This window comes from Tetragenococcus muriaticus DSM 15685 (assembly GCF_000423785.1).
Taxonomy (GTDB): domain Bacteria; phylum Bacillota; class Bacilli; order Lactobacillales; family Enterococcaceae; genus Tetragenococcus; species Tetragenococcus muriaticus.
The window spans coordinates 1-6,892 of record NZ_AUIQ01000078.1 but is presented as its reverse complement, the minus strand read 5'-3'; the positions used below and the strand labels follow the sequence as shown (position 1 = coordinate 6,892).

Sequence of the window (6,892 nt, the reverse complement as noted above, 5' to 3'; positions counted from 1 at the left end):
ATTTCAGGACGTTCAGTTCAGAAAAAATTGCGTTCATTTCATTTGGTAATTGATTTTTGATGTTTTTTAAGTGTATCATAAGAGCAAGAACTCCTTGTTTTTAGATTTGTCGTTAAATCCATTATAAAACAAAAGGAGTTCTTTTTGTATCCTTTGAACAAAAGTCAAGCGAACCATTATTTTACTATCAGCGTTGTTCTATCAAAGGGACATCATCATTTTGGGTATGCGAAACTTGAGTTTAATAACAAGACTAAAATTTAATTTTAGAAAAATAGCAGTACACTAAAATCGTGAGAAAGTGCTTTATATATCACGTAAAATTTTTAAACTTGAAAAGAAAGGCAGAATAACGAAAGTGTATTCACAAGAAATTATTGATAAAAGTCGTTACCTAATAGTGTTTATAAGATAGGGCGCATATCACAATTCACTTTAAAAAATATCGATTTTTTGTACTCTTTGGTTTAAATTATAAAATTAATAGTATATAATAAATGAAATACAGATAGATGGAGGCAAAGCTAATGGAAGGGACAGTTTTAAATGAAAAGCAAGCACAAGCAGTAGTGGATGGGTTATTAAATGGCTACAAAGAATATTTGGAACTTCGCAGGGAAATGAGAAATAGACTAAAGGTTTCAGCTGCGTTTGCATTTACAAGAGGAAATTTTATTGATGATGGGATTGCCAAAAACGTGTCAGACTTTATGGAATACAAGAAAAAGACAGCTGGACAAAGTTGGCAGTATTTAGAATTTACACTTAATAAAAGTAAACCTTCTCTTCTTATTATAAAAAATGATTTTCGTTTACAGCAGACTTTTTCCAAGAATAAACAAGAGAAAACGAGTCAGTATTTATCTGATTACGCAAAGATCAATGAGGCAAAGCTTGACTCCATTTATAAGGGAGAAAGGGAATTAACTAATTCTTTTGTTCAATTAGCCTTACCGTTAGCAGAAGACGCTATTTCTGAGAAAGACTTAACACAATACGACAGCTTTTATATTATTGTATATCGAACTAGCGCAGAAAAAGTCATTGAATCTGTATCGCTAGTTTTGCCTGACGATGAAATAAAGGAGCTACATGAGATTCAAAATTTGTCATCTTATTTACAAAGCTCCACTGTTAATATAGAGGAAGATGAATACTCTGCAGTGGTTGGAGACGAGGAAATCGTGGCAGGTAATCTTTATGATTATCCTTATACAGTACCAAAAGAAGAAAAAGAAGCTTCCGATGAGTAGCTTTATAGATAAAAGGGGAAGAAAATAATGTTTTACGGGAAAAGTTTACAATTAGCTCGCATGTTACACGGTCTTTCTCGTAAGGAGCTTGGGGAAAGATTAAATGTAACTGAGCAGTCTATTTGGCAATTTGAAAAACAAATGACTGAGCCGTCTTTTGAAAATGTTTTGCAATTAAAAAATATTTTGCAGGTGAAATCATCTTTTTTCTTTGAGCAATCAACTGTTACACAAACATTTCCAGAGAATAATATTGCTTACCGTAAAGCAGATGTTGTTTCTCGAAAAAAAACGAACAGTGAAGTTGTCTATTTAAATTTCGTTGCAGAAATAATCCACTACTTAGAAGGCTTTTTAAATATTCCGCCTACAACCTTAATCACTTTGAGAAAAAAAGTTATAGAGCATTTGCCTAGTGAATTGACGAATGCAGCTATAAAGAAGACAGCTGTTCTTGCTCGTGAGTTTTTAAATATTTGTCCCGATAATGGCAATCTTTTATTATCACTGGAAAAATCAGGCATTCATGTTCTGGAGAAAAACGTAGGTGGTAAAGCAGATGCTTATAGTGCTTGGTCTACAAAGGATGTTCCTGTGATCGTTTTAGGAATTAAAAAATCAGCTGTTAGAAGAAATTTCGATTTAGCACATGAACTAGGTCATTTATTGTTGCATGCTCATGTAGATTTTTTAATGTTAGAAAATAACGAGCGCGCTCAAGTAGAAAGAGAAGCAGATTATTTTGCTTCATGTTTTCTTTTGCCTGCTCAAACTGTGAAAAAAGAGTTTGAAGGAATAAAAAAGATTTCTAATCCTGATAGTTATATTCCTTTAAAATTAAAGTATCATGTTTCCATTCAAGCGCTTGAAATGCGAGCTTATAAATTAGGTTTTTTGACACCAAAACAACATAGCTATTTTTACCGTCAAATTTCTTTAAACGATTATAAGTTAGAAGAACCATTGGATAGAGAAATTGCCTTAAAGCGTCCAGGAAAAATTCGCAGTATTTTTCATATGATTCTAAACAACCATATTACTGATTTGCAAAGTATTGAAGAACACTTTCAAGTAGAAAGATCATTATTAGAAGAAATGTTTTCAATTGAATCAGAGTTTTTTGTACCTTATGAAAAACAAAGTAATTTTACAGACTTTAATAACGTTTTGCGACCTAATTTTAATGCATAATAAAATTGGATGTTAGTAAAAAGCGCTAAGCTTTGTTAAAATCTAGCTTCTGAAAAACTCGTATTATATATTCTTAGCAAGACTTATATTTTGTTGGTTTTAAAGATTGAGAATCTACGTTAGTATATAAAAACTTGCGTAGACTCTTTCATTTTAATCCATATTTTTACTAAAAAAAGTTTGACAAAACCCAAAAACTTCTCTAAACTTATATCAAGTTAAATTTCTTTAACCGTGTACTGCGATGCATGGAAGAATGTCATAATCGGAAAACTGCCCCATGTGTAATTATGTGGTAGTGTCTTAAAACACATTCTTTTTGCGATCAGCAGGCATTCGGCTTGTTGGTCTTTTTTTATAGGTAAAAGGAGATGGTTGGACAAAGCTGAAGCAGGTCGATGCATCAAATAATTAATAAAGTGTGACTGAGAGCACAAATTAAGGAGAGTTCAAATGAATCAATTGAGAGCAAACGATAAAAAAGCCCTTTTTGCTTCCATTTTTGCTTCAGGATTAGATGATTTAAATGTGATGTTTTTGTCATTTACGCTGGGATCAATCATGGCGCACCTAGGTTTAAGTGGTGTCGAAGGTGGATGGATTTCTACCATTACTAATTTAGGAATGCTGGCTGGGGGCCTGGTTTTTGGCGTTTTAGCGGACCGTTATAATAAATTTACTGTCTTCAAATCGACAATTCTTGTTTTTTCGGTTGCAACGGGGATGATTTTCTTTACCGAAAGTCTAGGTTATCTATATTTGATGCGTTTTATCGCAGGAATCGGTGTTGGTGGTGAGTATGGTGTGGCTATTTCGATTATGGGCGGCATTGTGCCTAGTAACAAAATGGGTCGTGTTAGTTCGTTAAATGGTATTATGGGGCAGTTGGGCTCGATTGGAGCAGCGCTGCTGGCAGGTTTGGTCGCTCCTATTTTTGGCTGGAAAGGCTTGTTCTTGTTTGGTCTATTGCCGGTGCTACTGGTAGCTTGGATGCACTTTGCGGTTGATGAAAAGAATGTTACTGATCGCGGGGCAAAAATCACCTCCGATAAGAAAGAAAAAGCCTCGATTAAAGAACTCTTCGCTAATAAAAAACGGACGCATCAAACACTAGCATTGATGCTTATGACTACGGTACAAATTGCGGGTTATTTCGGCCTAATGAACTGGTTACCGACAATGATGCAACGTTCTTTAGGAATTGAAGCTAGTGATAATTTATGGATGATTTCAACTATCTTAGGGATGTGTGTGGGTATGCTGGTCTTTGGTAATATCTTGGACTATTTCGGACCACGACTTGCTTATGGTATCTTTTTGATCTGTTCAATGTTGTCAGTTTATGCCTTTACTTATGTGAATTCAATGACTACCTTACTACTGGGTGGTGCAATGATGGGATTTTTTGTCAATGGCATGTTTTCAGGATACGGTGCTATCTGTACAAAACTGTATCCTCATCATATTCGTACGATTGCTAATAACACCATTTTAAATGTTGGCCGTGCTGTGGGCGGCTTCTCATCGGTTGTGATCGGCTTTATCTTAGATAACGCAGGTGTATCTCAAGTCATGCTGTTTATCGCGAGTTTGTATATCATGAGTTTTATTGCGATGATGAGTATTCCAGCTTTACGGAAAGAAGCTTATACTACCTCCGATATTGTTGAAGTGCACTAAAAAGTTTATTAACAGGACAAGGCTCAGATTATCTGTTGTAAAGATAGTCGAGCCTTATTTTTATCTTAATTTCCTTATGGAGTAAATTATATGCGGATACACTTGGAATTTCGTTTATGATCATAAACATGGGTATAAACACATTCATATTTTAGAAATAGTATGCTATAATTAAAATGCGAAACGAGATTAACGCACAATTGAGGTATCAAAAAACCATCCTATTGCCGTAGGATGGTTTTTTGATAACGTGATGTATTTTAACTTTAATAGCTTGAATTTTATTATATCCAATTTTAGGGGTTAAAATAATAGCTACCTTATATAAAATGATGAATATACAAGTTTAGTTATACTTGGTTATTTTACCGTTACCAAGTATAATCAAATTGAAGAGGTGATTTCTATGCTAGAGACAAAAGCAAGAGCGCAAGGTGGATCTATCGTGGTTACTTTGCCAGCTGAAAAAGGAACAACAGTTTTTCCCGGTAAAAAATATCTTGTTTCTTACGGGGAGGATGGAACTATTGTTTTGGTCCCTAAAATTGAAGATCCGTTCGCTAATGTTACAGAAGGAGCTTTTTACGAAACAGATGTGTGGGGAGATATGCCAGCAGTTGGCAAAGAGATGTAACCGCCATATGCCAGAAAGGAGAGACGTAGTATAGATTGATTTTGATTCTTCAACTGGAATGGAAATTCAAAAGCGACGGCTAGCCCTAGAAATTTCAATAAACGTAAAATTGACTTTATTGAGAAAATTAATCACGTGGATATGAAGAAAATAGAACAGGTCATTGGATTTATTATTTGATAACTGAAGTTGAAACGCTTTGTTTTCTAAAGTTCAGTTTTTATCACATTGCTAGTACAAACTAGAGCAAAGTTTGTTATATAGAATTTTATGGCTCTTGTTGTGCTAAATAAAGATTTTGTGATAACTTGAAAAGATAATAAAGTATTTTTGGGAGCATCTATCTATGATAAAAAATATTGTTTTTGATATGGGAAATGTACTGATCAAGTATGATCCTGCTCAGTTTATTGGGAAGTTTTCTTCTGAGGAAAAGCATCAACAAATGTTGTTGGAGGAAATTTTTTATACAGACGAATGGGAACAATACGATCAGGGAACAATCACTAAAGAAGAAATTATAAATAAGGCAAGAAAACGTTTGCCTGAAACACTCCATCCGTCTATTCCGATCATTATGGATACTTGGTTTGAAAAAATGACGCCCATATCAGGTATGGAAGAAGTCGTTAAAACGTTAAAGAAGAATGGTTATTCTGTTTACCTTCTATCCAATGTATCTCAGGATTTCTATTCTTTTATAGAAATTGTTCCAGGAATGGCTTATTTTGACGGAAGTTTTATTTCATCCGACTGGAAGTGTATCAAGCCATACGCTAAAATATACCAACTATTTTTTAGTCACTTTAACCTTGAACCCACAGAATGTTTTTTTATTGATGATTTAGCTGTAAATGTTGCAGCAGCTGCTAGTCAAGGGATGCAGGGCCATGTATTTGATGAAAATATTTCCTACCTGGTTTCTTCTTTGCAGGAAAAAGGTGTGATGATTTAGATAAGTCTTTTTAATAATGAAGTTTCAATGTTTTGAGCTATAAAAAAGCGCATTCATATTTTAGGAATAGTATGCTATAATAAACTTGCGAAACGAAAGAATCTCTGCTGCAAGACAGCAAAAAAGCCAGCCCTATTCTGAGTAGGAGCTAGCCTTTTTACGTTAGATGCGACGGCTAACGTGTGCAGTTGAACAGTAACTTGTTATCAATCGTCTTTGTCCTTTTCTTCCAACCAATGAGAACATAGCTCAAATTTTTAAGGCAAAGTAAATACGTAGGTTCAAAGCGTGCAAAATATGTACGTTTTTTAATCTATATGCTATAATGAACTTGCGAAATGAGATTAATGTGCAACTAAGTCACCAGAGTGTCACCCTATTGCCGTAGGGTGGCTTTTTTTAGTTGGTATATTTTTAACTTTGAAATTTGAACTATTAAATGTTTATTTAAGGATTTCATAGCTGGTATCGTTCATAATAATAACTTCGCTGTTACTTATTGGGACCAAATTTAATTTAGCTTGATACGCTGTTAAGGTTTTTTGCACAGTTTCTATAAAGGGAAATTCAATGTAATGAGGTAGCGTGTAAAAATTTGTTATTCCCAGTGAGCAATAGTCAATGAGTTCTGGAGCAAGTTCTGTATTATCCATAATTTTATTATATTCAATATTTGGGGCTAGAATGATAGCTCCTGCAGATTCTCCAATAAAAGGAAGACCTTGGTTGATTTGTTTGAAAATAAGAGATAAAAGGTTTTTGCGTTTAAGTTCTTGTAATAAATAAAAGGTATTTCCTCCTGAAATAAATAAGAGTTTAGCATTTTCGATTTTTTTAGAAATGAACTTTTCACTATATTGTGCCTGAATGATTTATAAATTTTTCCAAGAATGATTCAATCATTGGTATGCTCATTTTTCTAAAAGTTTAGTTGCTTCACCTTCTGGGTGTACAAAAAGAACGCACTTCGTGTTATTGTAAAGTCGACAAAACATAACAATAAAGGAGTGCGTTCTTATGTCTATTACTTTACAACAAAATTCTCTTACATTCAATGAGCAAAAAGTCATCTCAATAGCCAACGACGGTGGTACCTTAACCAATGACGCGGGGCTCGTCTTACTTTCGGAGTTTCTAAATCAAATTCATTTTGATTCACTGTTAGCGCAATACGTTCAT

6 protein-coding genes and 1 pseudogene are annotated in these 6,892 nt (G+C 34.1%); 6 read left to right on the top strand and 1 reads right to left on the bottom strand.

All coding sequences use genetic code 11. From position 1 onward, the window contains the following. Positions 1 to 527: 527 nt before the first annotated feature. From G577_RS0109620 to G577_RS0109600, 5 genes are all read left to right on the top strand, one after another. Positions 528 to 1,253: a spr1630 family ClpXP-sensitive toxin gene (locus G577_RS0109620; protein WP_028791011.1), complete on the top strand. Its 726-nt coding sequence runs from the start codon at positions 528 to 530 to the stop codon at positions 1,251 to 1,253. A gap of 27 nt (positions 1,254 to 1,280) precedes the next feature. After that, complete coding sequence (locus G577_RS0109615) at positions 1,281 to 2,444, top strand: spr1629 family repressor/antitoxin (RefSeq protein WP_028791010.1); 1,164 nt, start codon at positions 1,281 to 1,283, stop codon at positions 2,442 to 2,444. A 453-nt stretch (positions 2,445 to 2,897) separates the two neighbouring features. Then, positions 2,898 to 4,124, top strand: coding sequence for an MFS transporter (locus G577_RS0109610; protein WP_028791009.1), 1,227 nt, complete (start codon positions 2,898 to 2,900; stop codon positions 4,122 to 4,124). A gap of 406 nt (positions 4,125 to 4,530) precedes the next feature. After that, positions 4,531 to 4,758, top strand: a complete 228-nt coding sequence (gene mazE / locus G577_RS0109605; RefSeq protein ID WP_028791008.1) for a type II toxin-antitoxin system PemI/MazE family antitoxin — start codon at positions 4,531 to 4,533, stop codon at positions 4,756 to 4,758. A gap of 346 nt (positions 4,759 to 5,104) precedes the next feature. Further along, positions 5,105 to 5,713 carry an HAD family hydrolase gene (locus tag G577_RS0109600; RefSeq protein WP_028791007.1) on the top strand — a complete coding sequence of 203 codons (609 nt, stop codon included), beginning with the start codon at positions 5,105 to 5,107 and terminating at the stop codon, positions 5,711 to 5,713. Between the two features lie 443 nt (positions 5,714 to 6,156). Here G577_RS0109600 and G577_RS11915 read toward each other — a convergent pair whose 3' ends face one another. After that, the gene (locus G577_RS11915; protein WP_342341852.1) at positions 6,157 to 6,582 is read right to left on the bottom strand and encodes a Type 1 glutamine amidotransferase-like domain-containing protein; all 426 of its coding nucleotides are present in this window, start codon (positions 6,580 to 6,582) and stop codon (positions 6,157 to 6,159) included. A gap of 148 nt (positions 6,583 to 6,730) precedes the next feature. On the opposite strand from G577_RS11915, the pseudogene G577_RS12730 reads away from it, so the two are divergent. Further along, positions 6,731 to 6,892: pseudogene (locus G577_RS12730) on the top strand (IS1380 family transposase); the annotation flags it as partial.

What these genes read in the sequence shown, in the direction of transcription:
- G577_RS0109600 (WP_028791007.1), top strand. Translation starts at nt 5,105, where the DNA reads ATGATAAAAAATATTGTTTTTGATATGGGAAATGTACTGATCAAGTAT.
- G577_RS0109610 (WP_028791009.1), top strand. Translation starts at nt 2,898, where the DNA reads ATGAATCAATTGAGAGCAAACGATAAAAAAGCCCTTTTTGCTTCCATT.
- mazE (WP_028791008.1), top strand. Translation starts at nt 4,531, where the DNA reads ATGCTAGAGACAAAAGCAAGAGCGCAAGGTGGATCTATCGTGGTTACT.
- G577_RS0109620 (WP_028791011.1), top strand. Translation starts at nt 528, where the DNA reads ATGGAAGGGACAGTTTTAAATGAAAAGCAAGCACAAGCAGTAGTGGAT.
- G577_RS0109615 (WP_028791010.1), top strand. Translation starts at nt 1,281, where the DNA reads ATGTTTTACGGGAAAAGTTTACAATTAGCTCGCATGTTACACGGTCTT.